Origin of the sequence: Qipengyuania sp., assembly GCF_048550555.1 — a bacterium.
Taxonomy (GTDB): Bacteria; Pseudomonadota; Alphaproteobacteria; order Sphingomonadales; family Sphingomonadaceae; genus Qipengyuania.
Map to the genome: position 1 here is coordinate 39517 of NZ_JBLYYF010000017.1, position 24714 is coordinate 64230.

Annotated in this window: 25 protein-coding genes and 1 tRNA gene; 17 read left to right on the top strand and 9 right to left on the bottom strand. The window is 67.4% G+C overall.

Going from position 1 to position 24714, the window contains the following annotated elements; translation table 11 throughout:
- The first annotated feature begins 20 nt into the window (after positions 1 to 20).
- Complete coding sequence (locus ACN4E0_RS03830) at positions 21 to 1235, top strand: FAD-dependent monooxygenase (protein ID WP_419565748.1); 1215 nt, start codon at positions 21 to 23, stop codon at positions 1233 to 1235.
- A gap of 4 nt (positions 1236 to 1239) precedes the next feature.
- On the opposite strand, the gene ACN4E0_RS03835 is transcribed toward ACN4E0_RS03830, so the two are convergent.
- Genes ACN4E0_RS03835 through hemC form a run of 3 tightly spaced genes read right to left on the bottom strand, consistent with a single transcriptional unit; the run spans position 1240 to position 3743 of the window.
- The gene (locus tag ACN4E0_RS03835; RefSeq protein WP_419565751.1) at positions 1240 to 2130 is read right to left on the bottom strand and encodes a hypothetical protein; all 891 of its coding nucleotides are present in this window, start codon (positions 2128 to 2130) and stop codon (positions 1240 to 1242) included.
- 45 nt (positions 2131 to 2175) lie between these two features.
- A complete protein-coding gene (locus ACN4E0_RS03840) occupies positions 2176 to 2868 on the bottom strand; it encodes a uroporphyrinogen-III synthase (protein WP_419565753.1) in 693 nt (230 codons plus the stop codon).
- Positions 2865 to 3743 (bottom strand): hydroxymethylbilane synthase, encoded by an 879-nt coding sequence (hemC, locus tag ACN4E0_RS03845; RefSeq protein ID WP_419565800.1) that lies wholly within the window; start codon positions 3741 to 3743, stop codon positions 2865 to 2867. Before hemC ends, ACN4E0_RS03840 begins: the two co-directional genes overlap by 4 nt.
- A gap of 96 nt (positions 3744 to 3839) precedes the next feature.
- Here hemC and tsaD point away from each other — a divergent pair, with 96 nt between their 5' ends.
- From tsaD to ACN4E0_RS03900, 11 genes are all read left to right on the top strand, one after another.
- Entirely contained in the window at positions 3840 to 4868 is a 1029-nt protein-coding gene (gene tsaD / locus ACN4E0_RS03850; protein WP_419565755.1) for a tRNA (adenosine(37)-N6)-threonylcarbamoyltransferase complex transferase subunit TsaD, read from the top strand.
- Positions 4865 to 5857 carry an NAD(P)H-dependent glycerol-3-phosphate dehydrogenase gene (locus ACN4E0_RS03855; RefSeq protein ID WP_419565757.1) on the top strand — a complete coding sequence of 331 codons (993 nt, stop codon included), beginning with the start codon at positions 4865 to 4867 and terminating at the stop codon, positions 5855 to 5857. The genes tsaD and ACN4E0_RS03855 overlap by 4 nt, the downstream gene beginning before the upstream one ends.
- Positions 5854 to 7356 (top strand): lipopolysaccharide biosynthesis protein, encoded by a 1503-nt coding sequence (locus ACN4E0_RS03860; RefSeq protein WP_419565759.1) that lies wholly within the window; start codon positions 5854 to 5856, stop codon positions 7354 to 7356. Before ACN4E0_RS03855 ends, ACN4E0_RS03860 begins: the two co-directional genes overlap by 4 nt.
- An 88-nt stretch (positions 7357 to 7444) precedes the next feature.
- Complete coding sequence (locus ACN4E0_RS03865) at positions 7445 to 9142, top strand: vWA domain-containing protein (RefSeq protein WP_419565761.1); 1698 nt, start codon at positions 7445 to 7447, stop codon at positions 9140 to 9142.
- Positions 9143 to 9166: 24 nt separating this feature from the next.
- Positions 9167 to 9925 (top strand): OmpA family protein, encoded by a 759-nt coding sequence (locus ACN4E0_RS03870; RefSeq protein ID WP_419565763.1) that lies wholly within the window; start codon positions 9167 to 9169, stop codon positions 9923 to 9925.
- 107 nt (positions 9926 to 10032) lie between these two features.
- Positions 10033 to 10512: a hypothetical protein gene (locus tag ACN4E0_RS03875; protein ID WP_419565765.1), complete on the top strand. Its 480-nt coding sequence runs from the start codon at positions 10033 to 10035 to the stop codon at positions 10510 to 10512.
- A gap of 64 nt (positions 10513 to 10576) precedes the next feature.
- On the top strand, positions 10577 to 10939 hold the full coding sequence (locus ACN4E0_RS03880) for a response regulator (RefSeq protein ID WP_419565767.1): 363 nt from the start codon (positions 10577 to 10579) through the stop codon (positions 10937 to 10939).
- Positions 10940 to 11026: 87 nt separating this feature from the next.
- Positions 11027 to 11413 (top strand): four-helix bundle copper-binding protein, encoded by a 387-nt coding sequence (locus ACN4E0_RS03885; protein ID WP_419565769.1) that lies wholly within the window; start codon positions 11027 to 11029, stop codon positions 11411 to 11413.
- A gap of 83 nt (positions 11414 to 11496) precedes the next feature.
- Positions 11497 to 12672, top strand: coding sequence for an acyl-CoA dehydrogenase (locus ACN4E0_RS03890; RefSeq protein WP_419565802.1), 1176 nt, complete (start codon positions 11497 to 11499; stop codon positions 12670 to 12672).
- On the top strand, positions 12672 to 13313 hold the full coding sequence (gene maiA / locus ACN4E0_RS03895; RefSeq protein ID WP_419565804.1) for a maleylacetoacetate isomerase: 642 nt from the start codon (positions 12672 to 12674) through the stop codon (positions 13311 to 13313). Before ACN4E0_RS03890 ends, maiA begins: the two co-directional genes overlap by 1 nt.
- Positions 13314 to 13325: 12 nt before the next feature.
- Entirely contained in the window at positions 13326 to 14336 is a 1011-nt protein-coding gene (locus ACN4E0_RS03900) for a fumarylacetoacetate hydrolase family protein (RefSeq protein WP_419565772.1), read from the top strand.
- Between the two features lie 52 nt (positions 14337 to 14388).
- Here ACN4E0_RS03900 and ACN4E0_RS03905 read toward each other — a convergent pair whose 3' ends face one another.
- Both ACN4E0_RS03905 and ACN4E0_RS03910 read right to left on the bottom strand, forming a co-directional pair.
- On the bottom strand, positions 14389 to 15552 hold the full coding sequence (locus ACN4E0_RS03905; protein WP_221600577.1) for an acyl-CoA dehydrogenase family protein: 1164 nt from the start codon (positions 15550 to 15552) through the stop codon (positions 14389 to 14391).
- Between the two features lie 43 nt (positions 15553 to 15595).
- Positions 15596 to 16354 (bottom strand): crotonase/enoyl-CoA hydratase family protein, encoded by a 759-nt coding sequence (locus tag ACN4E0_RS03910; protein ID WP_419565775.1) that lies wholly within the window; start codon positions 16352 to 16354, stop codon positions 15596 to 15598.
- A gap of 95 nt (positions 16355 to 16449) precedes the next feature.
- On the opposite strand from ACN4E0_RS03910, the gene ACN4E0_RS03915 reads away from it, so the two are divergent.
- The 5 genes from ACN4E0_RS03915 to ACN4E0_RS03935 all read left to right on the top strand — a co-directional run bounded on the left by ACN4E0_RS03915 (position 16450) and on the right by ACN4E0_RS03935 (position 21090).
- On the top strand, positions 16450 to 17712 hold the full coding sequence (locus ACN4E0_RS03915; protein WP_419565778.1) for an acetyl-CoA C-acetyltransferase: 1263 nt from the start codon (positions 16450 to 16452) through the stop codon (positions 17710 to 17712).
- Between the two features lie 58 nt (positions 17713 to 17770).
- Positions 17771 to 18826 (top strand): GTPase ObgE, encoded by a 1056-nt coding sequence (gene obgE, locus ACN4E0_RS03920; protein ID WP_419565780.1) that lies wholly within the window; start codon positions 17771 to 17773, stop codon positions 18824 to 18826.
- Positions 18827 to 18935: 109 nt separating this feature from the next.
- The gene (gene proB, locus ACN4E0_RS03925; RefSeq protein WP_419565782.1) at positions 18936 to 20057 is read left to right on the top strand and encodes a glutamate 5-kinase; all 1122 of its coding nucleotides are present in this window, start codon (positions 18936 to 18938) and stop codon (positions 20055 to 20057) included.
- A complete protein-coding gene (locus ACN4E0_RS03930; protein ID WP_419565784.1) occupies positions 20054 to 20965 on the top strand; it encodes an NAD-dependent epimerase/dehydratase family protein in 912 nt (303 codons plus the stop codon). The genes proB and ACN4E0_RS03930 overlap by 4 nt, the downstream gene beginning before the upstream one ends.
- A gap of 49 nt (positions 20966 to 21014) precedes the next feature.
- A tRNA-Thr gene (locus ACN4E0_RS03935) sits at positions 21015 to 21090 on the top strand.
- Positions 21091 to 21120: 30 nt separating this feature from the next.
- On the opposite strand, the gene ACN4E0_RS03940 is transcribed toward ACN4E0_RS03935, so the two are convergent.
- The 4 genes from ACN4E0_RS03940 to ACN4E0_RS03955 form a co-directional block, all read right to left on the bottom strand.
- Entirely contained in the window at positions 21121 to 21864 is a 744-nt protein-coding gene (locus ACN4E0_RS03940; protein ID WP_419565787.1) for a hypothetical protein, read from the bottom strand.
- A 113-nt stretch (positions 21865 to 21977) separates the two neighbouring features.
- Positions 21978 to 22733, bottom strand: coding sequence for a phosphoadenylyl-sulfate reductase (locus ACN4E0_RS03945; RefSeq protein ID WP_419565790.1), 756 nt, complete (start codon positions 22731 to 22733; stop codon positions 21978 to 21980).
- The gene (locus ACN4E0_RS03950) at positions 22730 to 23155 is read right to left on the bottom strand and encodes a DUF934 domain-containing protein (protein WP_419565793.1); all 426 of its coding nucleotides are present in this window, start codon (positions 23153 to 23155) and stop codon (positions 22730 to 22732) included. Before ACN4E0_RS03950 ends, ACN4E0_RS03945 begins: the two co-directional genes overlap by 4 nt.
- A partial coding sequence (locus ACN4E0_RS03955; RefSeq protein ID WP_419565796.1) for a nitrite/sulfite reductase occupies positions 23148 to 24714 on the bottom strand: 1567 nt, incomplete at its 5' end. The genes ACN4E0_RS03955 and ACN4E0_RS03950, both read right to left, overlap by 8 nt.

The window sequence follows — 24714 nt, forward strand, 5'->3', positions numbered from 1 at the left end:
CCGCTCTAGGGACACACCCCATGACAGACAAGCGAGACCTTCTGATCCTGGGCGGCGGCCTGGTGGGCATGACCCTGGCGCTGGCCGCGGCGAAGAAGGGCTTTTCGAGCCATCTGGTCGATCGTGCCGATCCGGCCAGCCTGACCGCCGAGGGCTTCGACGGTCGCGCCTCGGCGATTTCGACCGCAAGCTGGCGGCTGTTCCGCCATATCGGGCTGGAGGACGTGCTCGAACCGCATGGCTGTGACATCGCCGCCATCGCCGTGCTCGACCAGATGAAGCCCGGACGGCTCGACTTCCGCCCCGAGCCGCACGAGGGAACGCTCGGACGCATGTTCGCCAACCGCCAGCTGCGCCTCGCATTGCACGAGGCCGCGGCACAGCAGCCGCTGATCGAATGGCATGCCCCGGTCGAGGTCGTTTCGCGCAAGCGCGGCGAGTTCGGCGTCTCGGCGACGCTCGGCGACGGAAGCGTGCTCGAAGCCGCGCTGATGGTCGGCGCCGAGGGCCGCGGATCTCCCAGCCGCGAGGAAGCGGGCTTCCGGATGGCGAGCTGGGATTACAGCCACCGTGCGATGATCGTCGGGCTAGACCACACCAAGCCGCACGAGAACGTGGCCTGGGAGATCTTCTATCCCGACGGCCCCTTCGCGCTCCTGCCCATGCTCGACGGGCCCGAGGGTCAGCATCGCAGCGCCCTGGTGTGGACGGTCGACGAAAAGGATGCCGCTGGCGTACTCAAGCTGTCCGAACGCGCCTTTCTCGCCGAGATCTACAAGCGCATGGGCGACCTGCTCGGCGAGCTTTCGCTCAACAGCAAGGTGTCTTCCTTCCCGCTGACCTTCCAGCACACCGCCAGAATCGTCGAGCAGCGCCTCGCGCTGGTCGGCGACAGCGCGCATGGCATGCACCCGATCGCGGGCCAGGGGCTCAATCTGGGGCTGCGCGATGTCGGCGCGCTGGTCGAGGTGCTCGACGAGGCTGCGCGGCTCGGGCTCGATCTCGGCGATGCACAGGTGCTCGCGAAATACGAAAAATGGCGCGCCCTCGATTCGCTCATGGTGATGGGCGCGACCGACAGCCTGACGCGGATCTTCGGCCTGCGCGGCAAGACCGCCAGTGCGGTGCGCCGTTTCGGGATGGCCGGAATCCAGCGTTCGGGCTGGCTCAAGCGTTTCTTCATGGACGAGGCGCGCGGCATCTCGGGCGACCTGCCCGAACTGCTCAAGGCCTAGGCGGTCAGTTCTCTTTGACGGGGCTCGGCTGTTCGATCCGGTTGCCCGCCCCGTCCCGCAGGCGGCGCGGTTCGAGCACGGCCGCGGTCTCGATCAGGTCGAGCGCCCGTTGCAGCGCGGCATAGCGCTCCGCATCGCGGATCCAGCCCGTCGCCTGCTCGGCGCCAGGCAAGTTGCGCACCTCGGCGATGGCCGATTCGGTCCGCCCGCTCTCGAGGAACAGCCGCGCGCGATCGAGGCGGCGCTGCGGCTGCGGCGACGGAGCGCTTTCGCGGCGGATGACGAACAATTGCGCCAGCTCCGCGCCGAAGCGTTCGAAGCCAGTGCTCTCGTTCGTCTTGGCGAGCTTTGGCGAGAGGCCTTCGAGCCGCGCAATCAGCTGGTCGAGCGTGATCGGGTCGCGGCTGGTGCTGATGATCGTATCGACCGCATTGGGCATGGCATCGCCGAAGCGCAGCCGCAGCTGGTCGGCGAGATAGCCCAGTTCCGCGCCCTTCTCGAGCGCCCGACGGGTGGCAAAGGCGATCAGCAGGCCTTCGGCGCGTGCGGTGTTGCCCGCGGCAGCCTGCGCCTGCAGGTCGAGGCGGGCGAGGCGCTGTTCCGCCGCCGCCAGCCGCTGGTCGAGCCCGCCCTGCTGTTCGGCCACGCGTTCGACCGCCTTCTGCGCCGCCTGGCTCGCGGTGGCGCTCGGGGTGGGTGAAGGGGCCGCGGTGACTGGGCTTGCGGCAGTCTGAGGTTCAGGCGCCGCGCCCGCGTCGGCCGGCGCCGCGCGATCGACCATGGTGTAGACCGCATATCCCGCCACCGCACCCCCGAAGAGGAAACTGGCAAGCACGGCGACCAGGACCGGCCTCGCCGAAGGGCCCTTGCGCCGGGTGCTGGGTGTTGTGTTCATCGAATTCCGTTCCGCGCCCCGTCGGCCCCTGTCGCGGGAACCCTTCTATCCATGCCCGCCGGTCTGGCACAAGCTCTGTGCCAAGGCCAGTAGCTCGCTGTCCCCGGGCGCTTCGGCCGTGTGGACCGATCCCCAGCTCTCGCCCGCGAGCTCTGCGACCCGCGGGCCGATCGCAGCGATGTCGATCCGCGTCCGGTCGAGCTCGTGGCGGTCGCATTCGACCTTGAAGCGGTCGGCCGCCGCGCCCGAATGCAGCGCCACCACCCCGCCTTCGCGCAGCAGCGCGATATCATCCTCCGCCAGGCTCCCGGGTTCGGCGCGGTAGAGCGTGCGGGTGTCGATCGTGATCCCGTCGGGCACGCGCAGCGTGACGCGGTCCTCGCCCGACAGCCGCAGCAGGTGCAGCTGGCGCCCGGCGAGATCGTCGAGCAGGTTCTGCAGCCCTCCGCGTCCCGTCCGTCCGATCAGGAATCCTGCCGTGCGGGCAGCATCGGCGGTCGCCTCGCCCACTGCATGAACGGGCAGTTTGGTGAGCTTTTCGAGCTGTTTTCCCCCGTGACGGAAGGCATTGGCGCTGCCGACCAACAGGCCGTCATAGTCTTCCGGCGGCGGGACCTTCCATTCGATCGGCTCGATGTCGAACAGAGGCCGGCCGTGGACATCGAGGCCCATGTCGCGCGCCATCTGCGCACTGACCGACCAGCCCGGCTCGGGCCGGAGAAGGAACAGCGGCTTCACCCTGCCTGTCCGAAATGGGCGGCGACCTCGGGCGGAGCTTGGTCGAGGAGGCGCCTGGCAAGATCGAGCGGGGCGCTCTCGTCCCCCGCAACGAAATCCGCGCTATCGGCGATACGGACCTTGCCGTCGGGGCTGAATATGGCCGCGGTGAGGGCAAGGCTGCCGGCGGTACTCCGCGAGAGCGCTGCGATCGGGCTGTGGCACGATCCGCCGAGCCCTTCGAGCAGCCGGCGTTCGGCGGCCACTTCCGCATGGCTTTCGGCGTGGTCGATCGCGCCGAGCAACTCTCGTACCCCGGCATCGTCCCCGCGGCATTCGATCCCGATCGCCGCCTGTGCGGGCGCGGGAAGCCATTCTTCGGGATCGAGGCGCACGCCGATGGTGTCCTCGCCCAGCCGGTCGAGCCCGGCGGCGGCAAGGAAGGTGGCATCGGCCTCGCCCGCCTCGAGCTTGGCCATGCGCGTCGCGACATTGCCGCGAATGCCGACCACGGTGAGGTCCGGTCGAAGGTGGAGCAGTTGGGCCGCGCGGCGGGGTGCGCTGGTCCCGACGCGCGCGCCGGCGGGGATCGCCGCGATCGAGCCGGCGCCGAGCAGCCGGTCGGCCTTGTCGGCCCGCGGGAGGATGGCGGCGATGGCGAAGGCTTCGGGGCGGAGCGTCTCGACATCCTTCATCGAATGGACCGCGGCGTCGATGCGACCTTCGACCAGCCACTGGTCGAGTTCGCGGGTCCACAGCGCCTTGCCACCGATTTCGGCGAGCGGGCGATCCTGCACCTTGTCGCCGCTGGCCACAACCGGAACCAGCTCGACCGCCGATTCGTCCCACCCGTGCGCTGCGCAGAGCCGCGCACGCGCCTCGTGCGCCTGCGCCATGGCCAGCGGGGAGCGACGGGTTCCGAGACGGAGAATGGGCTGGGTCGACATAGGGTGCGCTTGCCCTAGCGAGCCATGCCGCTAAGGGGAAGCGGGATGGCACTGGTTCTCGGCATAGAAAGCTCCTGCGACGAAACCGCGGTCGCACTGGTCGACAGCGAACGGCGCATCGTCGCGCAGCGCATCGCCTCGCAGGATGAAGACCACGCGCCCTTCGGCGGAGTGGTCCCCGAGATCGCCGCGCGCGCGCATGCCGAACGGCTTGCCCCGATGATCGCTGGGGTGCTCGAAGACGCCGGGATTTCGCTGAGCGAGTGCGATGCGATCGCCGCCACCGCCGGGCCGGGCCTCATTGGCGGCGTGATGGTCGGTCTGGTCAGTGCCAAGGCGCTGGCGATGGCGACCGACACCCCGCTGATCGCGATCAACCATCTCGAAGGCCATGCGCTGAGCCCGCGGCTGGCAGACGAGAGCATTGCCTTCCCCTATGTGCTGCTGCTCGTCTCCGGCGGCCATTGCCAGATCCTGCGCGTCGATGGCGTCGGCCAATACGGCCGCCTTGCGACCACGATCGACGATGCGCTGGGCGAGGCTTTCGACAAGACCGCAAAGATTCTCGGGCTGGGCTTTCCCGGAGGTCCGGCGGTCGAGCGCGCAGCGCGGGAAGGCGATGCCGGTGTGGTCCCCCTGCCCCGTCCGATGGTCGGCAGCGGAGAGCCGCATTTCTCCTTCGCCGGCCTCAAGAGCGCGGTGCTGCGCGCGCATGAGAGCGGCCGATACGAAATCGCCGACATCGCCGCGAGCTTCCAGCAGGCGGCAGTCGATTGCGCAACTGACCGGTTGCGCGTCGCGCTCGCCGGGATTGACGATGTCGATACGCTGGTGGTCGCGGGCGGGGTCGCCGCCAATGCCAGGGTGCGCGCGGCGCTGGAGCAACTAGCATCCGACCACGGCATGCGCTTCGCCGCGCCGCCGCCCAAGCTGTGCACCGACAATGCCGCGATGATCGCCTGGGCGGGGATCGAGCGGCTCGGCCAGTCGGACCCGCTCGATATCTCCGCCCGCCCGCGCTGGCCGCTCGATCCGGAAGCCGAACCGGTGCGCGGCGCGGGAGTGAAGGCATGAGCAAGGTCGGGGTACTGGGCGCCGGGGCCTGGGGCACGGCGCTCGCGCAGATGCTTGCCAGCGACGGACGCGAGGTGCTCATCTGGGCGCGCGAGGAGGAACTGGTAAAGGAGATCAATTCCACGCGAACCAATTCGCTGTTCCTGCCCTCCGCAAAGCTGGCCCAAGCCATTCGCGCGACGGGCGACCTCGCCGAAATGGCCGCGCTCGACACGCTGCTGGTGGTCACGCCGGCCCAGCATATGGGCAGCGTGCTCGCCGCCATGCCATCGCATCCGCGCGATCTGGTGCTGTGCTCGAAGGGGATCGAGGCGGGCAGCGGGCGACTGATGAATCATGTCGCCAGCGACGCCGCCCCGAACAGTGCGATCGCGGTCCTCTCGGGCCCGACCTTCGCGCATGAGGTCGCCGCCGGTCTCCCGACCGCGATCACGCTCGCCTGCGCGGGCGGCGAGGATCAATGGGACCGGATCGCTCCGGTAATCGCGCGCCCGGCCTTCCGGCCCTATTATTCGGACGATGTCACCGGCGCCGAGATCGGCGGCTCGGTCAAGAACGTGCTCGCCATCGCCTGCGGCGTGGTCGACGGGCTCGGCCTCGGCCAGAACGCCCGCGCCGCGCTGATCGCGCGCGGCTATGCCGAAATGCTGCGCTTCGGCGAGGCCCTGGGTGCGCGCGCCGAGACTCTCGCGGGATTGTGCGGCCTCGGCGACCTCGTGCTCACCTGCTCGTCCACTTCGAGCCGCAATTTCTCGCTCGGCAAGGCGCTCGGCGAAGGCGCCAGCGCGCAGAAACTGATGGCCGACCGCCGCACGGTGGCGGAGGGCGCGCATACCGCGCCCGTGCTGGTCGAGCTCGCCGCGCGGCATGGCATCGCCATGCCTATCGTCACCTCCGTTTATGATCTGCTCAAGGGAGACGAGCCGCGCAAGGTCGTTTCCGATCTGCTGGCGCGGCCGCTGCGCGCCGAACAGGAAGCCGCCGGGTGAGCGAAGAAAAACCGGACGAAGACCTATCCGCTCTGGCCAAGGGCGGACGGCAGAACTTCTTCGGCTTCATCCTGCGGCTCGTCGCGCGGCTGCCCTTCCTGTTCATCGCCGGCCGGCTCTACGGCCCCGATGCGCTGGGCCGATTCGCTTCGGCTCTGGTAGTGGTCGAACTGGTCGCGCTGGTCTGCGCCATGGGTGAGAAGCGCGGGCTCGCGCAGCGACTGGCCGAGGACGAGGAGGCGCATCCGGCGAACCTTGTCTACGACGGCATCCTGCTCGCGCTGCTGTTTTCGCTGGTCGCGGCGGCCTTCTTCTGGCTGGTCCCCGCCCCCCTGTTCCCGAGCGGCGAGTTCACCGAGCTCGACCGCTTCATCGTGCTCGCCATCCCGGGCTATGCGCTGACCGAGATCGTCCTCGCGGCGCAGGCCTACAGATACGACATCGCCACCACCGTGCGCGCCCGCGCGGTGGTCGAACCCTGGACCATCTCGATCATGGCCGGCGTGTTCTACTACTTCCCGGCGACAACGGAATCCGGCCTGTCGATGGCCTATCTCGCCTCGATCTATGCCGGACTGGCGACCGGCCTGTGGTCCTTCTTCCGCAGCTATGGCCCGCCCAAGGGGTGGCGCCCGCACCCGGTATACATGGGCCGCATGACGGCGCGTGCCCTGCCGCTGGCCACGGCCGACGCCATCGAATGGGGCACCCGCCGGCTCGACATCTTCATCCTCGGACTGTTCGCCGCGCCGAGCGCGGTCGGGGTCTATTACATCGCCCAGCAGGTCGCCAGTCTGCCGCAGAAGCTGAAGACCAGCTTCGAACCCATCCTCGGCCCGGTCATCACGAAGAACCTCAAGACCAAGAATTACGAGGCAATCGCCAGGCAGGTCTGCCAGGTCGGCTTCTGGATCGTCGCCATGCAGGCCGGCATCGCGCTGGCGCTGGGCGTGCCGGGTGAGGCGGTGATGGGTCTCGTCGGCCCCGAATTCGTCGGCGGCACGGGCGCGCTCGCCTTCCTGCTCGCGGCCGAAGTGGTGGCCGCCACGGCGGTCGTCTCCGAAGCCGTGCTGATCTACGTCGCGCGGGTCAAGAACCTGTGGATCTCGATCGGCACGATCGCGCTGCAGGGAGTGCTGACCGTGGTGCTGATCGAGGCGATGGTCGCGGGTGGCTATGGCGAGCCCTACAAGGCCGCCGCCGCGGCCATCGCGCTGATGCTGGCGCTGGGCATGGCCAGCCTCGTCAAGGCCATGCTGCTGGCCAAATTCCTCGACCAGAGCATCAACACCTTTCGCTGGCCGCTGGTCTGGGCGGCGGCGCCTGCCGTGGTGGTCGGCTGGCTGGCCACGCAATTGCCCGAATGGGCCGAGCTGATCGTCGGCATTCCCGCGATCCTGGCAGTCTATGGCTTCGTCATCTGGACACGCGGATTCGGACCCGAGGACCGCGTCCTGTTCCGGCGCAATCTGGACAAGGACGAAGTCCCGTCCGAGTGACCCGAATGCGTCGGCTGGCACCCGTTCAGTCGGCATTCACCCCGTGGTGATGTAACTCTGTATCACCGAAATTCGGGGAGGACTGCCAATGCGTTACACCCAGATGCTGGGCGCCTGCGCCCTTGCCGCGCTGATCGCCGGATGCGCCACGCCGTCGGGTGGCGACGAGATCATCGTCACCGGGGCGAAAGCCGACACCGCAGGCCCCAGGCATGCGCCGCCTCCGCCACCACCGCCTCCTCCCCCGCCACCGCCGGCGATGAGGGCTGCGCAAGCGATCTCGGTCACGGGCTCACGGATCGCCGCCACCGAAGCGGTCGATGCCGCGACGGGCGCACCCGTTGTCGATACGAACTACCGCTACTTCCCGCCGGTCTTCGTGCCGACCGAGCCGAGCCGCGACCAATATGACGGCGAGGAGGTCTCCCCGGTCAAGCTGGTCGCCAGCGAGCCGGTCTCGACCTTCTCGGTCGATGTCGACACCGGCGCCTATGCCAATGCGCGCCGATTCATTTCCGAAGGGCAGCTGCCGCCCCGGGGAGCGGTGCGGACCGAGGAGTTCATCAACTACTTCCGCTACGACTATCCGCGCCCCGACCGCCCGGCGCAGCCGTTCACGGTCAACACCGACGTCGCGGCGAGCCCGTGGAACGCCGATGCGCGCCTGCTGCGGATCGGCCTGTCGGGCTACGACATGCCCGCGCAGGAACGACCGCCGGCCAATCTCGTCTTCCTGCTCGACGTCTCGGGCTCGATGGCGAGCCCCGACAAGCTGCCGCTGGTCAAGACCGCGATGCGCCAGCTTGCCGGCCAGCTCTCGGCCAGGGACCGCGTCGCGATCGTCGTCTATGCCGGCGCGGCGGGCCTGGTGCTCGAACCCACCAGCGACGAGCGCAAGATCAGGGATGCGCTCGACCAGCTCGAGGCCGGCGGGTCGACTGCGGGCGGAGCGGGAATCGAACTCGCCTATCGCATTGCCGAGAGCAGCCGCATCGCGGGGGGCGTCAATCGCGTGATCCTGGCGACCGATGGCGATTTCAACGTCGGCACCTCCGACCGCGAGGCGCTGGTGGAACTGATCGAACAGAAGCGCGAGAGCGGCGTCTCGCTGTCCGTTCTCGGCTTCGGGCGCGGCAATCTCAACGATGCGATGATGGAGCAGGTCGCCGACGCCGGGAACGGCAATTACTCCTACATCGACAGCGCGCTCGAGGCCCGCAAGGTGCTCGGCGACGAGATGGGCGCGACACTCTTCACCATCGCCAAGGACGTGAAGATCCAGGTCGAATTCAACCCCGCCGTGGTCGGCCAGTACCGCCTGCTCGGTTACGAGAACCGCGCGCTGCGCGAGGAGGATTTCGACAATGACGCGGTCGACGCGGGCGATATCGGGGCCGGCCACCAGGTGACCGCGATCTACGAGATCGTGCCTGCCGGTGCGGCGGGCTGGATTCCCGCCCGCCGCTACGAGGACCAGCCCGATGCGCGCGCCCGCGACCTCACGGCCGAGGCCGCCTTCGTCAAGCTGCGCTACAAGCGTCCCGACGGCGAGACCTCGCAGTTGCTGAGCCATGTCGTGCCCGCCTCGGATTTGCGGAGCGCGCAGGCGCCGCGCGGCGACTTCGCCTTCGCCGCCGCAGTCGCGGCCTTCGGCCAGAAGCTGCGCGGCGATGCCCTGCTGGGCAGCTACTCCTATCCGCAGATCGCTGCGCTGGCCGGCCCGCAGCGCGACTTCTGGCGGCAGGAGTTCCTCCAGCTGGTGAAGACCGCCGATACACTCGAATAGGCCGCTTGGCAGGTGGGGCGGATGATGGCTAAAGCCAGCGCCATGCCGATCCGCCCCGTCATCGCCATCCTGGCCGGAGCCCTGCTGACGGGCGCGAGCGCCTATCTGCTGGCCGAGCCGATGGCGCCGCACTTCATCGACCGGCTCGAGACGCAAGCTTCGCGGGCGATCGCCAGGGCGGGCGGCAGCGGAGTGACCGCACGCTTCGCCAACGGTGTCGGATCGCTCTCGCGGCATCCGCTGCTCTCGGGTGGCGAAATGCTCGACGAAGAGACCCGTGCCAAGGTGGCCCGCGCGGTCGCTTCCATCCCCGGCGTCGGAGGGGTGACCTGGGCCGATGGCACGCTGCGTGCCGAAAGCGACGAGCCGTCCTACCAGCCGCTCCATTGCCAGGAAGATGTCGAGGGCTTGCTGCGGACCCGCTCGATCCGCTTCGAGGAAGCGAGCAGCGCGCTGCTGCCCGCCAGCCGGATGCTGCTCGACGAGGTGGCCGAATCGCTGCGCCCCTGTCTCGGCTCGATCGTCGCGATCACCGGCCATACCGACGACCAGGGGTCCGAACCGGGCAATATCGCGCTCAGCATGGAGCGCGCGCGGGTCGTGCGCGAAGCTCTGATCCGCCGCGGCATTCCGCGCGACGGCCTGCGCGCCAGCGGGGTCGGTTCGAGCCATCCGGTCGAGGGCCTTGCGCCCAGCGATCCGGCCAACCGCCGCATCGAATTCTCGGTCATCCGTACCGAACCGCTCCACCCGACCCCGGTCGACACGCCGGGAGCCCGCTGATGCCGCTGTGGTTCGAACTCGCCGCCCTGATGGTTGCCGCCTATGGCGCAGGTGTCGGCATCGGCTGGACCCTGTGGGGCCGCCAAGACCATGAGGAGGATTAGCCCGTGAACGAATTGCTGCAGACCTACTGGCCCCTGATCGTCGCCGCGCTGGTCGTCGGCGTGGCTATCGCCTGGTACGTGTTCCACGCCTCGCGCCGGACGCGCATCACCGGCACCAGCCGCGACGTGCTCGACGAGGGCGCCGCACCGGCGGAACGCAACAGGGCGCTGATCGACAGCGCGCCCGCGGCAACGCCGATGGAACCTGCAGCCGGCGCCGCGCCGGCTGCCCCATCGGCAGGGACCGACGACCTGACGCGGATCAAGGGACTCGGCCCCAAGCTCGCCGCCACGCTCCATGGACTGGGCGTGAGCAGCTTCGCCCAGATCGCCGCCTGGGACGATGCCGAGATCGACCGGATCGACGCCGAACTCGGGCGCTTCCAGGGTCGCATCCGCCGCGACGACTGGGTCGGCCAGGCCAAGCTTCTGGCGCAGGGCGACGATGCCGGATTCGCCGAACGTTACGGAAAGCTGAGCTGACGCCGGAACGAAATCTCTCCTCCGGCATTCGAGTCCATTGGGTCGGTATGCGAGGAGAGCGAAGATGGGTCAGCAATTACGCGTACTGGTCGCCGAAGATGAACTGATCGTCGGCTACGACCTGTGCGATACAGTCGCCGAAGCCGGTTATGACGTCGAAGGACCGTTCGAGGATTTGTCCTCGGCCATGCTGGCGTATCAGAGATCCAAGCCCGACATTGCCATCCTCGACGTCCAGCTGGGCGACGGAATCGTCTATCCGCTCGCCGAGCAGATGATGGCGGAGGATGTGAAGGTCATCTTCCACTCCGGCCAGTTGACGCCGGGCGAAGTGTCGCAGCGCTTCCCCAACGCGCAGGCGTTGAGCAAGCCATGCCCGCCTGCCGCAGTGATCGACACGATCCAGCGCGCAGCCGACGCGGCCTGACGGGTCCGTTCCGGCGCCGCCGGAACGTCTGGGCGGCGCCAGCCATTCTCCAGGCAGACCCCATGTTCTGTCAGGAAAGGATGCTCAATGTCGCTCCCAAAGATGATCGCCGCCCACCCGCAGGTGAAGGACGAGACCGAAGAACTGGTCCTCGCCGCACGCCACGCCATGCTCTGTTCGCTGTTCTGCACCAGCTGCGCAGACGCCTGTGTGGCCGAGCAGATGGACATGGCGCAATGTATCCGCAACTGCCTCGACTGCGCTGACGTATGCGCCGCGACGGCGCGCCTCGCGACGCGTCGGACCGCCCAGAATATCGAGGTGCTGCGCGCGCAGATCGAGGCCTGCATCGTGGCCTGCGAGACCTGCGCCGAGGAATGCGCCGACCACGACAACCCGCATTGCCGGCTCTGCGCCGAAATGTGCCGCGAATGCGCGGAAGACTGCCGCAAGGCGCTGCCGCTGGTGAAGTAAGCCTTCCCCTCCGCGCGGGTCTTGCCCCGCGCGGGCAACCCTGCCACTGGCACGGTTGAAACAGAGGAGACCACATGGCCGGTATGGTGCCTTTCGCCTGGGACGATCCCTTCAACCTCGACAACCAGTTGACCGAGGACGAGCGGATGATCCGCGATGCCGCCCACGCCTTCGCACAAGGCGAGCTGCAGCCGCGAGTGATCGAGAACTTCTCCAACGAAGTCGACGATCCCGAACTGTTCCCAATGATGGGCGAAGCCGGTCTGCTCGGCGCGACGGTGCCCGAGGAATATGGCGGCGCGGGCGCGAGCTATGTCGCCTACGGCCTGATCGCGCGCGAGATCGAGCGGGTCGACTCTGGCTACCGCTCGATGGCCAGCGTCCAGTCGAGCCTGGTGATGTACCCGATCCATGCCTATGGATCGGAGGAGCAGCGCAAGAAATACCTCCCCGGCCTCGCCAGCGGCCAACTGATCGGCTGCTTCGGCCTGACCGAGCCCGATGCCGGCAGCGACCCCGCGGGCATGAAGACCGTCGCGAAGAAGGTGGACGGTGGCTACGTCATCTCGGGTTCGAAGACCTGGATCTCCAACTCGCCCTTCGCGGATGTCTTCGTCGTCTGGGCGAAGAGCGAGGCGCATGGCGGCGGGATCCGCGGCTTCGTGCTCGAAAAGGGCATGAAGGGCCTCAGTGCACCCAAGATCAAGGGCAAGCTGTCCTTGCGCGCCTCGACCACCGGCATGATCGTGATGGACGAGGTCGAGGTCGGCGAAGACGCAATACTCCCCGATGTTCAGGGCCTGAAGGGGCCCTTCGGCTGCCTCAACCGCGCGCGCTACGGCATCAGCTGGGGCGCGATGGGCGCCGCCGAATTCTGCATGCACGCCGCCCGGCAATACGGGCTCGACCGGCACCAGTTCGGCGTGCCGCTCGCCAGCAAGCAGCTCTATCAGTTGAAGCTCGCCGACATGATGACCGAAATTTCGCTCGGCCTGCAATCGAGCCTGCGCGTCGGTCGCCTGATGGATGAAGGCAAGTTCGCGCCGGAGATGATCTCGATTGTCAAGCGCAATAACGTCGGCAAGGCGCTCGATATCGCACGCAAGGCGCGCGACATGCACGGCGGCAACGGCATTTCGGAGGAATACCAGGTCATCCGCCACATGGTGAACCTCGAAACGGTCAACACCTACGAGGGTACGCATGACGTCCATGCGCTGATCCTCGGCCGCGCCATTACGGGGATCGCCGCGTTTTGATCAGCCTTCACGGATATTATCGCAGCTCGACCTCATACCGCCTGCGCATCGCGCTGGAGCTGAAGCGGCTCGAATACGAATATGTCCCGGTAAACCTGCTGACCTCCGAACAGAAGGGCGAGGCCTTCACCAGCCGCAACCCGTTCGGTTCGGTCCCGCTGCTCGAGGTCGACGGCAGGGACTACGTCCAATCGATGGCGCAGATCGAGTGGCTAGACGAGGCCTATCCCGACCGCCCGCTGCTGCCCGAGGGAATCGAGGACCGCTATCTCGCGCGCGAGCTGGCCTATGCCATCGCCACCGAGTTGCATGCTCCGCTCAACCTGCCGGTGCTCAAGTACCTCGCGAACGAATACGGCAAATCGCAGGACGAGATCGGGATCTGGTACCGCCATTGGCTCGCCCGGACGCTCGATCCTCTCGAGGCGCGCCTTGCCCAGCTCGGCACGGGCGATTTTCTGTTCGACACCCCCGGTTTCTTTGAGGTCTGCCTGCTGCCGCAGGTTTACAACGCGCGGCGCTTCGACTTCGATTTCGGCGACAAGCCGCATATCGAACGGATCGAAAGGGCCTGCCTCGCATTGACCGAATTCCAGCGCGCCCATCCCGACGCGCAGCCCGACAATCCAGAAAACCAGTAAGAGAGGCCAACCATGAAGCTCGCCACACTCAAGGACGGAACCCGCGACGGCAAGCTGGTGGTCGTGTCGAAGGACCTCACCCGCTATTGCGCCGCCGACAATATCGCGCCGACGCTGCAGGCTGCGCTCGACGATTGGGAGGAAATCGCACCCAGGCTCGAGGCGCTCTACATCGACGTCGAGCACCAGGCGGTGCCGTGCGAGCGCTTCCACGAGCGCGAGGCCCATTCGCCGCTGCCGCGCGCCTATCAGTGGGCCGACGGTTCGGCCTACATCAACCACGTCGAACTGGTGCGCAAGGCACGCGGCGCCAAGGTGCCGGAGAGCTTCTATCACGACCCGCTGATGTACCAGGGCGGCAGCGACACCTTCCTCGCCCCGCGCGACGATATCCCGCTCAAGGACACCAGCTGGGGCTGCGACATGGAAGGCGAGATCGCGGTGATCACCGACGACGTGCCGATGGGTGTATCCAAGGAGGATGCGGCGAGCCACATCAAGCTGGTCATGCTGGTCAACGACGTCTCGCTGCGCGGCCTGATCCCGGGCGAGCTGGCCAAGGGCTTCGGCTTCTTCCAGTCGAAGCCCGCCAGTGCCTTCAGCCCGGTCGCGGTGACCCCCGACGAACTCGGCGATGCCTGGCAGGGCAGCGTCATCCACCTGCCGCTGATGGTCGATTACAACGGCCAGCCCTTCGGCCGCGCAAATGCGGGCGTCGATGCGACCTTCAGCCTCGCCGATCTTGTCGCCCACGCCGCCAAGACGCGCGATCTCGGCGCGGGGACGATCATCGGCTCGGGCACCGTCTCGAATCAGGGGCCCGACGGTGATCCGGGCAAGCCGGTGGCCGAAGGCGGCCTCGGCTACAGCTGCATCGCCGAGATCCGCATGATCGAAACCATCGCCCAGGGCGAGGCCAAGACGCGCTTCATGGCGCCGGGCGACACCGTCCGCGTCGAGATGAGGGATGCAGAAGGGCATTCGATCTTCGGCGCGATCGAACAGGCCGTCGTCGAGGCCTGATACGAAAAGGGCGGCCAGCCGGCCGCCCTTCCCACTCGGCTGCTCGCTTCGCTTACATCGAGCGGGCGATCAGCATCTTCATGACCTCGTTCGAACCGCCGAAGATGCGCGCGATGCGCGTGTCGCGATACATGCGCGCGATCGGGTATTCGTTGATGTAGCCAGCCCCGCCGTGCAGCTGGAGGCACTTGTCGACGACCTCGCTCTGCAGCTCGGTGACCCAGTATTTGGCCATTGCCGCGGTCGCCACGTCGAGCTCGCCCTTGAGCAGTTTGGCGATGCAATCGTTGACGAAGACCCGCGCCGCGGTGCCGCGCGCCTTGAGGTCGGCAAGCACGAACTGGGTGTTCTGGAAGTCCCAGATCGTCTGCCCGAAGGCCTTCCGGTTCTTGACGTAGTCGAGCGTGACTTCGAGCGCCTTCTCGATCCCCGTCGCCGCGCCCATCGCGATGACCAGGCGTTCCTGCGCCAGCTCGCCCATCAACTGGTAGAAGCCCTTGCCCTCGACCCCGCCGAGCACGTTCTCGGCCGGCACGAAGACGTTGTCGAAGAACAGCTCCGAGGTATCCGCCGCGTCGAGCCCGACCTTGTCGAGCTTCTTGCCGCGCTGGAAGCCCTCGGCCCCCTCGGTCTCGAGCAGCATCAGCGAGATGCCCTTGGCACGCTCGTTGGGATCGGTCTTGGCCACGACGATGATGAAATCGGCGGTCTGGCCGTTGGAGATATAGGTCTTGGACCCGTTGATGCGGTAGCCGTTGCCGTCCTTGAGCGCGGTGGTGGTGATGCTCTGGAGGTCGCTGCCGACGCCCGGTTCGGTCATGGCGATGGCACTGACCAATTCGCCGGTGACCAGCTTTGGCAGGTACTTCTGCTTCTGCTCCTCGGTCCCGTGGCGCACCAGATAGGGCAGGATGATGGTGTTGTGCAGGCTCGCGGCGAAGCCTTCGACGCCGTGCTTGGCCTGCTGGTCGATCACCACCATGTCGTGGCGGAAGTCGCCGCCATGGCCACCGTATTCCTCGGGCACCGAGACGCCGAGCAGCCCGGCCGCCCCCGCCTCGTTCCAGAATTCGCGTTCGACCTGGCCGTCCTCGCGCCATTTCATGATCCGCTTCTGCGGCGCGTGCTGCTGGTAGAACTTGCCCACGGCGTCGGCGAAGATGGCGATCTCCTCGTCTTCCATGAACTCGGGCTGGGGTACGTCGATTACGGGCATCTCTCGGGTCCTCTCGGGTGTTCTCGTGTCGCGCTGAAGGGTCTTACTTGCCCTTCCAGTTCGGCGCGCGCTTCTCGGCAAAGGCGGCGGCGCCCTCACGTGCGTCCTCGGAGACGAAGACCGGCGCGATCAGCTGGGTCTGCCGAGTGTAGCGCTCGTCCATCGGCCAGCCGCGCGACTGCTTGATGACCTGCTTCGAGACGCGCACCGCGAGCGGGCCGTTGGCGACTATGCTCTTGGCGAGTTCCTTCGCGCCGGCCAGCGCGTCGTCGGTAACGCGGTTAATCAGGCCGAGCTCGTAGGCGCGCGCAGCGGTGATGAAATCGCCGGTCAGCGCCAGTTCCATGGCGATCCGCTCGGGTATCTGGTCGGGCAACATCATCACCCCGCCGGCGGCGGCGACGAGGCCGCGTTTCACTTCGGGAATACCGAATTTCGCGCCCGCATCGGCGACCACGAGGTCGCAGGCGATCATCAGTTCGAGCCCGCCGGCGAGCGCATAACCCTCGACCGCGGCGATCAGCGGCTTTTCGGGCGGCTTCTGCACGATTCCACCGAATCCGCGCCCTTCCACGCTGGGCGACTCACCGCGCAGGAAGCCCTTGAGGTCCATGCCCGAGCAGAAGGTGCCGCCCGCCCCGGTCAGGATGCCGACGCGCAGGCTGTCGTCGCTGTCGAGCCGGTCCATCGCCGCCGCGATGCCTTCGGCCGCGGCCTTGGTCATCGCGTTCTTGGCTTCGGGACGGTTGATCGTGACGACCAGGATGCCGTCCTCCTCGCTCGTCAGTACCTCTTCGCTCACGCCTCTCTCCCATTGCAATTTGAAACTTGCCTTGCGCCATTGCTGGGCTACGCTTACGCAAACGTCAACCGTTATCAGAGCTGAGAGGAAGAGCCATGGCCGAAGCCTATATCATCGATGCAGTCCGTACCCCGCGTGGCATCGGCAAGCCCGGCAAGGGGGCGCTGTCGCACCTCCATCCGCAGCATCTCGCGGCCACCGTGCTCGGCGCCCTGCGCGAGCGTAACGACCTCGACACGACGACGGTCGACGACATCATCTGGTCGACCAGCAGCCAGAACGGCAAGCAGGGCGGCGACCTCGGCCGCATGGCCGCGCTCGCGGCGGGCTACCACATCAGCGCCAGCGGCACCACGCTCGACCGTTTCTGTGGCGGCGGCATCACCTCGGTGAACCTCGCCTCGGCCAGTGTGATGAGCGGCATGGAAGACTGCGTCATCGCCGGCGGGACCGAGATGATGAGCTACACCGCCGCCCATGCCGCCGAGCAGGCCAATGCCGGCCTGCCGCCGCGGCTGATGGGATCGGGCAACGAGGCGCTCGACGTGCTCCATCCGCAGAGCCACCAGGGCGTCTGCGGCGACGCGATCGCCAGCATGGAAGGCATCGACCGCGAGGCGCTCGACGCGCTCGCGCTGGTCAGCCAGCAGCGCGCCAAGCGCGCGATCGACGAGGGCCGCTTCGACAAGTCGGTGGTGCCCGTCCTCAACGAAGACGGCACCATCGCGCTCGACAAGGAGGAATTCCCCCGCCCCGAGACCACTGCCGAAGGCCTCGCGGCGCTCAACCCGAGCTTCGGCAAGCTGGCCGATTTCGAGATCGGCGGCACGACTTTCCGCAAGCAGATCAACCGCAAGTATCCCGACCTCCAGATCGAGCACTTCCACCATGCCGGCAACAGCTCGGGCGTGGTCGACGGCGCGGCGGCGCTGCTGATCACCTCGGAGGGCTACGCGAAGGAACACGGCCTCAAGCCGCGCGGCCGCATCGTCGCCTATGCCAACCAGGGCGACTGCCCGACGCTGATGCTCAACGCCCCCGTCCCGGCAGCGAAGAAGGTGCTCGAAAAGGCCGGCATGACCAAGGACGACATCGACGTCTGGGAAATCAACGAGGCCTTCTCGGTCGTCGCCGAGAAATTCATCCGCGACCTCGATCTCGACCGCGAGAAGGTCAACATCAACGGCGGGGCGATGGCATTGGGCCATCCGATCGGCGCGACCGGCTCGATCCTCATCGGCACCGCGCTCGACGAACTCGAGCGTTCGGGTGGTCGCTACGGCCTCGTCACCATGTGCGCCGCAGGCGGCATGGCTCCGGCGATCATCGTCGAGCGGGTCGACGATTTCGTCGCCTGACGGCGCATGAGCATGCGCGCCCTCGCCTAAGCCAGCGAAAGCGGCTAGAGGGCGCGCCATGCATTTCCTAGACCAGGCCAAGATCTACTTGAAGTCGGGCGCCGGCGGCCCCGGCGCCGTCAGTTTCCGACGCGAAAAATACATCGAATACGGCGGCCCCGACGGCGGCAATGGCGGCAAGGGCGGCGACATCGTCTTCGAAGCCGTCCAGGGCCTCAACACGCTGATCGACTTCCGTTATGCGCAGCACTTCAAGGCCAAGCGCGGCAGCCACGGCCAGGGCAAGGACCGGACCGGCGCCGGCGCACCCGACCTCGTGATCAAGGTCCCCGTCGGCACGCAGGTGCTGAGCGAGGACAAGGAAGAGGTGCTCGCCGATTTCACCGAGGTCGGCCAGCAGATCGTCTTCCTCGAAGGCGGCATGGGCGGGCGCGGCAACGCCAGCTACAAGACCAGCACCAACCGCGCCCCGCGCCAGCATCAGCCGGGCGAGGCAGGCCAGGAGATGTGGGTCTGGCTGCGGCTCAAGCTGCTCGCCGACGTCGGCCTGCTGGGCCTGCCCAATGCGGGCAAGTCGACCTTCATCAACCAGGTCTCCAACGCCAAGGCCAAGGTCGGCCATTACGCCTTCACCACGCTGGTGCCCAAGCTCGGCGTGGTCACGCACAAGGGCCGCGAATTCGTCCTCGCCGACATTCCCGGCCTGATCGAGGGAGCCGCCGACGGCGCGGGCATCGGCGACCGTTTCCTCGGCCATATCGAACGCTGCCGCGTGCTGATCCATTTGATCGACATTTCGGGCGACGACCCGGCCGAGGCCTACACGACGGTCAACGCCGAACTCGAGGCCTATGGCGGCGGGCTCGCCGACAAGCCGCAGCTGGTGGCGCTCAACAAGCTCGACCTCGCCGACGAGGAACTGGGCCGGGGTTTCGCCGAGGAGCTGCTCGCCGCCGGGGCGGACAAGGTCTTCACCATCTCCGGTGCGACAGGCGCCGGCATTTCGGAATTGCTCGACGGAGTTCTCGGCTATTTGCCCGATCGCACCTCGACCGAAACCCACGCCGAAGAGGTCGAGGACGAGGGCGAGGAACCCGACTGGTCGCCGATCTAGCCGTCCACTCGCCCGAACCGGCATGATCGGGCATCTGCAAATTCCCGCTTCGCCTGGCGAAAGCGATCCCGGCTTTCGCCGGGGTGATGCTTTGGTTAGGGCTGGCTGCGTGACTTCGATCGCCACCCTTGCCGATTTGCGCAGCGCGCGCCGCCTGGTGATCAAGGTCGGCTCGGCGCTGCTGGTGGAACGCGGCGCGCCGCGCGCCGAGTGGCTGGCCACGCTCGCAGACGAGATTGCGGAATTGCGCCGGCACGCGGAGGTCATCGTCGTCTCGTCGGGCGCGATCGCACTGGGCGCGGCCCGTCTCGGCCTCGCCAAGGGCGGGCGCGGCAGCCTCGCCGATGCGCAGGCAGCCGCCTCGGTCGGCCAGGTCGAACTCGCGCGGCTGTGGTCCGACGCGCTGGGGCTCCACGCCATCACCGCGGCCCAGATGCTGGTGACGCTTGGCGACCTCGAGGATCGGCGACGCTATCTCAACGCTTCGGCGACGCTTGCCCGGCTGCTCGAGGCCGGTGCTCTGCCGGTGGTCAACGAGAACGACAGCGTCGCGACCGAGGAAATCCGCTTCGGCGACAACGATCGCCTCGCCGCACGCGTCGCGCAGGCGGCCGGGGCCGATGCAGTGCTGCTGCTCTCGGATGTCGACGGTCTCTACGACCGGGATCCGCGCGAAGCGGACGCATTGCTGGTCGCGAAGGTCGAGGGCGTAACCCCGGAAGTCATGGCCATGGCCAGCGGCGCCTCGTCCTCGGGACTTGGGTCGGGCGGCATGCGCGCCAAGCTCCAGGCGGCGCAGATCGCGGAGCGTGCGGGGATAGCGCTCGTCATCGCCAACGGCACGCACCTCTCCCCGCTCGCTCGCGCACTCGATCAGGGGATTGGCACGCTGTTCGTCCCTCAGGTCGATGCCAGTGCGCGAAAGGCATGGCTCGGCGGACGCCTCGCGCCCGCAGGCGTGCTTTCGGTCGATGCCGGCTGCATGATTGCGCTCGACCAGGGCGCCAGCGTGCTGGCCGCCGGTATCATCGACGTAGAGGGCGACTTCGCGCGCGGTGACCTGGTTGCGGTCCACGGGCCCAAGGGCGAACGACTGGGTCAGGGGCTGGTCGAATATACCGCCGGAGAATGCCGTGCGATTCTTGGCCTGCGACAGGACCAGCAGGCCGAGAGGCTCGGCTACGCTCCGCGCGCGGCGGTGATCCACCGCGACCACATGGTGCGCACATGACGATCGCGCTGACCGGGGCCACGGGCTTCGTCGGGCAGGCAGTGCTCGATGCCTGCCGCCGCGCGGGCGAGCCCGTCTGCGCGCTGACCCGGCGGCCGCAGGAGGCCTGCGAACATATTGAATGGGTCGAAGGCGACCTGTCCAACGCCGGTGGACTCGGCCTGCTGTGCCGCGATGCCGATGCGATCGTGCATGTTGCCGGCCTCACCAACACGCCCGACCCTGCGCAGTTCGAAGAGGCCAATGTCGGCGGGACCGAGCGGCTTATCGGCGTGGCGAAGGAAGCCAAGCTGAAACGCTTCATCTTCGTGTCCTCGCTCTCCGCGCGCGAACCCGGGCTGTCGGCCTATGGCGCCTCCAAGGCGCGTGCGGAAAGACTGGTCGAAGCCAGCGGGCTCGACTGGACCATCGTCCGCCCGCCGGGTGTCTATGGCCCGCGCGACGTCGACTATTTCGAGATGTTCCGCAGCGCGCAGTACGGCTTCGTGCCGCTGCCACCCGGGGGCGCCAGCTCGATCATCCATGTTGACGACCTCGCTCGCCTGCTGCTCGCGCTGGTCGATGCCCCGCCCGCGCTGGTGCGCCATCGCATCTTCGAACCCGACGACGGGCGCGAAGGCGGCTGGGCGCACAAGGAGCTCGCGCGCGCGATCGGCAAGGCGGTGGGACGCCCCGTCTTCGCCCCGCACCTCCCGCGCCCCGTGCTCGAAACCGCTGCCCGGCTCGACCGGCTGCTGCGCGGCGACCAGGCACGGCTGACCGCCGACCGCGTCGGCTACATGACCCACCCCAACTGGGTCGCGCGCTCCGCCTTCAAGGTCCCCGCCGCCGTATGGGAGCCCCGCATCGAGGGCGAAGAGGGGCTGTCGGCCACTGCCGAATGGTACCGCGCGCAAGGCTGGCTCTGAAAGTCTGGACTTTCCCACGCGTTTGCACGAAAGGCGCGGGACGCCATGGGCCGGCTTAGCTCAGTTGGTAGAGCACCTGATTTGTAATCAGGGGGCCGCGGGTTCGAATCCTGCAGCCGGCACCATACGATCCCATACCGTCCCGGATGATCGCGCTAGCGGCACTCGCGCGCCAGCGACGCAAGCGGCAGCGTCGTCATCGTGAAGCTGCGCCATTTCGGCGTGAGGTACTTCATCCGCCCGATGCCGACATCATTGTTGGACTTGAGGTTGTCCCACTTCGCCCGGCGGTCGCGCCAATAGTCCGCGGCGAAGTTCATCAAATATCGCCCGCCGCGCTCGTAGTCGCGCGAATCCATGCGCGCCTCGACACTGATGAGCACCGCGCCGATATCGTCCGGATCAATATTGCGTCGCCCGTTGCGGGGCCAGAAATGCGCAACGCTCGATGAATGTACGGACAGAGAGGACACCGCGCCGCTGTGCTCGAGCTCCAGATCGCTGACCCGCCGGTTGGCGAGCTGGTGGGGGAGGTTGGTTCCCGTCCATTCGGTAGGAAGTAGGGCACTGCTCCAGCGTCCCGTCTTTCGGGACTGGATCATGAGCCTCGCATTCCTCACCTCGATACGCGCCGTCGCGAGGCGGTTGTCGGGTGCCGCGACCACGGTCGACCAAGGGAGGATCTGGGTGAATCCGGAGGGATCGTTGCCCATTCCCACGCGCCCGTGGTGAAACCAGTCGAATTTCATGCGCTTGCCCTGGCCGTCGCGGGCTTCCGCCTCCGACGGGGCGGTCATGTCGGTCAGCGCCGTGCAGGCAACCTCTCGCGGCATCTCGGGCGCCGACGCGGCAACCCAGCCCGAAGACAGCAGAAAGGGGAGGAAGAGCGTCGTGATCATGCCCATTTGTTGCCTTGCTACCTTGAACCCGCGCTGAAAGACATCGGCAGGGACAAGCAGGATTCGCCCGTAGCGACCCGGGCCATGGGGCAAGCGCTACGGCGGGAATGGTCCTAGAGAAAGGGTTCTTCGCCCGGCTTGTGGATGCCGCATTCGACCTTGTCCCAGCCCGACCAGCGGCCTGCGCGGGGATCTTCGCCCTCGCCCACCTGGCGGGTGCAGGGCGAGCAGCCGATGCTGGGAAAGCCGCGCTCGACCAGCGGGTGGCGCGGCAGGTCGTGGGTGTCGAAATAGGCGGCGATGTCGTCCGCCGACCAGTCGATCAGCGGATTGATCTTGAGCCGGCCCTGCGCGTCGGACGTATCGATCTCGAAGCGCGGCAGGTTCGCCCGTGTGGAGGACTGGAAGGCCTTGCGGCCGGTGAAGCTCGCATCGAAGCCGGCGAGCGCCTTGGCCAGCGGCTTGACCTTGCGCAACTCGCAGCAGCCGTCGGGATCGTAGGACCAGCGCAGCCCACTCGCGTCGCGCGTTTCGAGATCCGCGATCTCGGGATAGAGATCGATGCGGTTGAGCCCGAGCCGCTCGGTCAGTTCGTCGCGATAGGCGAGCGTCTCGGGGAAATGCTTGCCGGTTTCGAGGAACAGCACCGGCACTGTGGGATCGACCTGAGCGATCAGGTGCAGCAGCACCGCGCTCTCCGCGCCGAAGCTCGACACCACCGCCATCTCGCCCACCAGGCTGCCCTCGATCGCCGCGCGCAGCCATTCCTCGGTCTCGGTGCCGCGGAACATGCGGTTGAGGCGGATGGCGTCCTGCTCGGTGAAGCGCGGACGCGTGTCGAGCCGGTCGATGGCGCGCAGTTCGTTCATGCGTGCCTTTTCGTCCAGATCGGCGTGCGACCGTCGGCGGCGGTCTGGTAGACTTCGGGCCAGCGCGCGAAGGCCGCCTCGACATCGTCCCGGTCGAGTTGCTGGTCGGGTTCGAAGGCGTCGAAGCCGCACCGGCGCATATAGGCCAGCTGGTCGACCAGCACGTCGCCCACCGCGCGCAATTCGCCGTCATAGCCGGCTTCGCGCAGGATGCGGGCGGAGGAATAGCCGCGCCCGTCGCCGAAGGCGGGGAAGTTCACCTCGACCAGCGCGAGGCGTTCGAGATGCGGCAGGAGGTCGCGGGCATCGTCGCCCGGTTCGATCCGCACGGCCGAGGCATTCGATTGGTCGAGGAAGGAATCGACCGTCACTGCCGGATGGTCGACGGGCTCGTCGTCGCGATAGCGCAGCGTCTCAGCCATAGAGCGCCTCCTTGAAGGGGTTCATGCCGATCCGGCGGTAGGTGTCGAGGAAGCGCTCGCCGTCCTGGCGCTCGCGTTCGTAAACGGTGGTGACGGTCTCGACCGCGTCGACGATGCCGTTCTCGTCGAAGCCGGGACCGGTGATCTTGGCGAGGCTGACGTCCTCCGCCTCGCTGCCGCCGAGCAGGAGCTGGTAGTTCTCCACCCCCTTCCGGTCGACGCCGAGGATGCCGATGTGGCCCGCATGGTGGTGGCCGCAGGCATTGATGCAACCCGATATCTTGAGCTTGAGCTGCCCCAGCGTGGCGGTCTTGCCGGTCGCCGCGAAGCGCTCGGAGATCTTCTGCGCGATCGGGATCGAACGGGCATTGGCGAGGCTGCAATAGTCGAGCCCCGGGCAGGCAATGATGTCCTCCACCGTATCGAGATTCGGGCTGCCCAGCCCGGCCTCGTCGAGCGCGGTCCACAGCGCGTGGAGATCGGCCTTGCGGACATGCGGCAGGACCACGTTCTGCGTGTGCATGACGCGCAGTTCGTCGAAGCTGTAGTCCCTCGCGAGGTCGGCCATCAGCCGCATCTGTTCGGCGGTGGCGTCGCCGGGGATGCCGCCGACCGGCTTGAGGCTGATCACCGCCGCGACATAGCCCGCCTGCTTGTGCGGCACGGTATTGCGGTCGACCCACAGCGCGAAATCGGGATCGCTGCGGTCGATTGCCTCGGGAGCGCCCGCCTCGAACAGCGGGTCCTCGAAATAGGTCCTGATCCGCTCGAGTTCGGCCAGCGGCGGTTCGACGCCCTGCTCGAGCAGGTGCGCGAACTCCGCTTCGACCTGGCGGGTGTATTCCTCGGCGCCCAGTTCGTGGACGAGGATCTTGATCCGCGCCTTGTACTTGTTGTCGCGCCGGCCGTGGCGGTTGTAGACCCGCAGGCAGGCTTCCGAATAGGTCACCAGCTGATCGAGTGGGACGAAGGGATTGATGCAGGGCGCGATCATCGGGGTGCGGCCCATGCCCCCGCCGACATAGAAGGCCGCGCCCAGCTCGCCCGCCTCGTTCTGCACGATCTGGATGCCGATGTCATGCAACCGCATGGCTGCACGATCGGTGTCGCTGGCGATCACCGCGATCTTGAACTTGCGCGGGAGATAGCTGAATTCGGGGTGGAAGCTCGACCACTGGCGCAGCAGCTCGGCATAGGGGCGCGGGTCGGCAACCTCGTCCGCCGCAGCGCCCGCGAAATGGTCCGAGCTGATGTTGCGGATGCAGTTGCCGCTGGTCTGGATGGCATGCATCTCGACCTTGGCGAGATCGGCGAGGATATCGGCCGCATCCTCCAGCCTGATCCAGTTGTACTGGATGTTCTGGCGGGTGGTGAAATGGCCATACCCGCGATCGTATTTCTCGGCGATGTCGGCCAGCGCATTCATCTGCCGGCTGTCGAGCGTGCCATAGGGGATGGCGACGCGCAGCATGTAGGCGTGGAGCTGGAGGTAGAGGCCGTTCATCAGCCGCAGCGGCTTGAACTGGTCCTCGGTAAGCTTGCCTTCGAGGCGGCGACGC

Excerpts from the sequence above, each read along its gene's own strand:
- ACN4E0_RS03940 (WP_419565787.1), bottom strand. The coding sequence starts at position 21,864 with ATGATCACGACGCTCTTCCTCCCCTTTCTGCTGTCTTCGGGCTGGGTT.
- ACN4E0_RS03900 (WP_419565772.1), top strand. The coding sequence starts at position 13,326 with ATGAAGCTCGCCACACTCAAGGACGGAACCCGCGACGGCAAGCTGGTG.
- ACN4E0_RS03855 (WP_419565757.1), top strand. The coding sequence starts at position 4,865 with ATGAGCAAGGTCGGGGTACTGGGCGCCGGGGCCTGGGGCACGGCGCTC.
- ACN4E0_RS03885 (WP_419565769.1), top strand. The coding sequence starts at position 11,027 with ATGTCGCTCCCAAAGATGATCGCCGCCCACCCGCAGGTGAAGGACGAG.
- ACN4E0_RS03865 (WP_419565761.1), top strand. The coding sequence starts at position 7,445 with ATGCGTTACACCCAGATGCTGGGCGCCTGCGCCCTTGCCGCGCTGATC.
- hemC (WP_419565800.1), bottom strand. The coding sequence starts at position 3,743 with ATGGCGCAGGCGCACGAGGCGCGTGCGCGGCTCTGCGCAGCGCACGGG.
- ACN4E0_RS03950 (WP_419565793.1), bottom strand. The coding sequence starts at position 23,155 with ATGGCTGAGACGCTGCGCTATCGCGACGACGAGCCCGTCGACCATCCG.
- ACN4E0_RS03870 (WP_419565763.1), top strand. The coding sequence starts at position 9,167 with ATGGCTAAAGCCAGCGCCATGCCGATCCGCCCCGTCATCGCCATCCTG.
- ACN4E0_RS03890 (WP_419565802.1), top strand. The coding sequence starts at position 11,497 with ATGGTGCCTTTCGCCTGGGACGATCCCTTCAACCTCGACAACCAGTTG.
- ACN4E0_RS03915 (WP_419565778.1), top strand. The coding sequence starts at position 16,450 with ATGGCCGAAGCCTATATCATCGATGCAGTCCGTACCCCGCGTGGCATC.
- ACN4E0_RS03930 (WP_419565784.1), top strand. The coding sequence starts at position 20,054 with ATGACGATCGCGCTGACCGGGGCCACGGGCTTCGTCGGGCAGGCAGTG.
- tsaD (WP_419565755.1), top strand. The coding sequence starts at position 3,840 with ATGGCACTGGTTCTCGGCATAGAAAGCTCCTGCGACGAAACCGCGGTC.
- ACN4E0_RS03945 (WP_419565790.1), bottom strand. The coding sequence starts at position 22,733 with ATGAACGAACTGCGCGCCATCGACCGGCTCGACACGCGTCCGCGCTTC.
- obgE (WP_419565780.1), top strand. The coding sequence starts at position 17,771 with ATGCATTTCCTAGACCAGGCCAAGATCTACTTGAAGTCGGGCGCCGGC.
- ACN4E0_RS03830 (WP_419565748.1), top strand. The coding sequence starts at position 21 with ATGACAGACAAGCGAGACCTTCTGATCCTGGGCGGCGGCCTGGTGGGC.
- ACN4E0_RS03905 (WP_221600577.1), bottom strand. The coding sequence starts at position 15,552 with ATGCCCGTAATCGACGTACCCCAGCCCGAGTTCATGGAAGACGAGGAG.
- ACN4E0_RS03835 (WP_419565751.1), bottom strand. The coding sequence starts at position 2,130 with ATGAACACAACACCCAGCACCCGGCGCAAGGGCCCTTCGGCGAGGCCG.
- ACN4E0_RS03880 (WP_419565767.1), top strand. The coding sequence starts at position 10,577 with ATGGGTCAGCAATTACGCGTACTGGTCGCCGAAGATGAACTGATCGTC.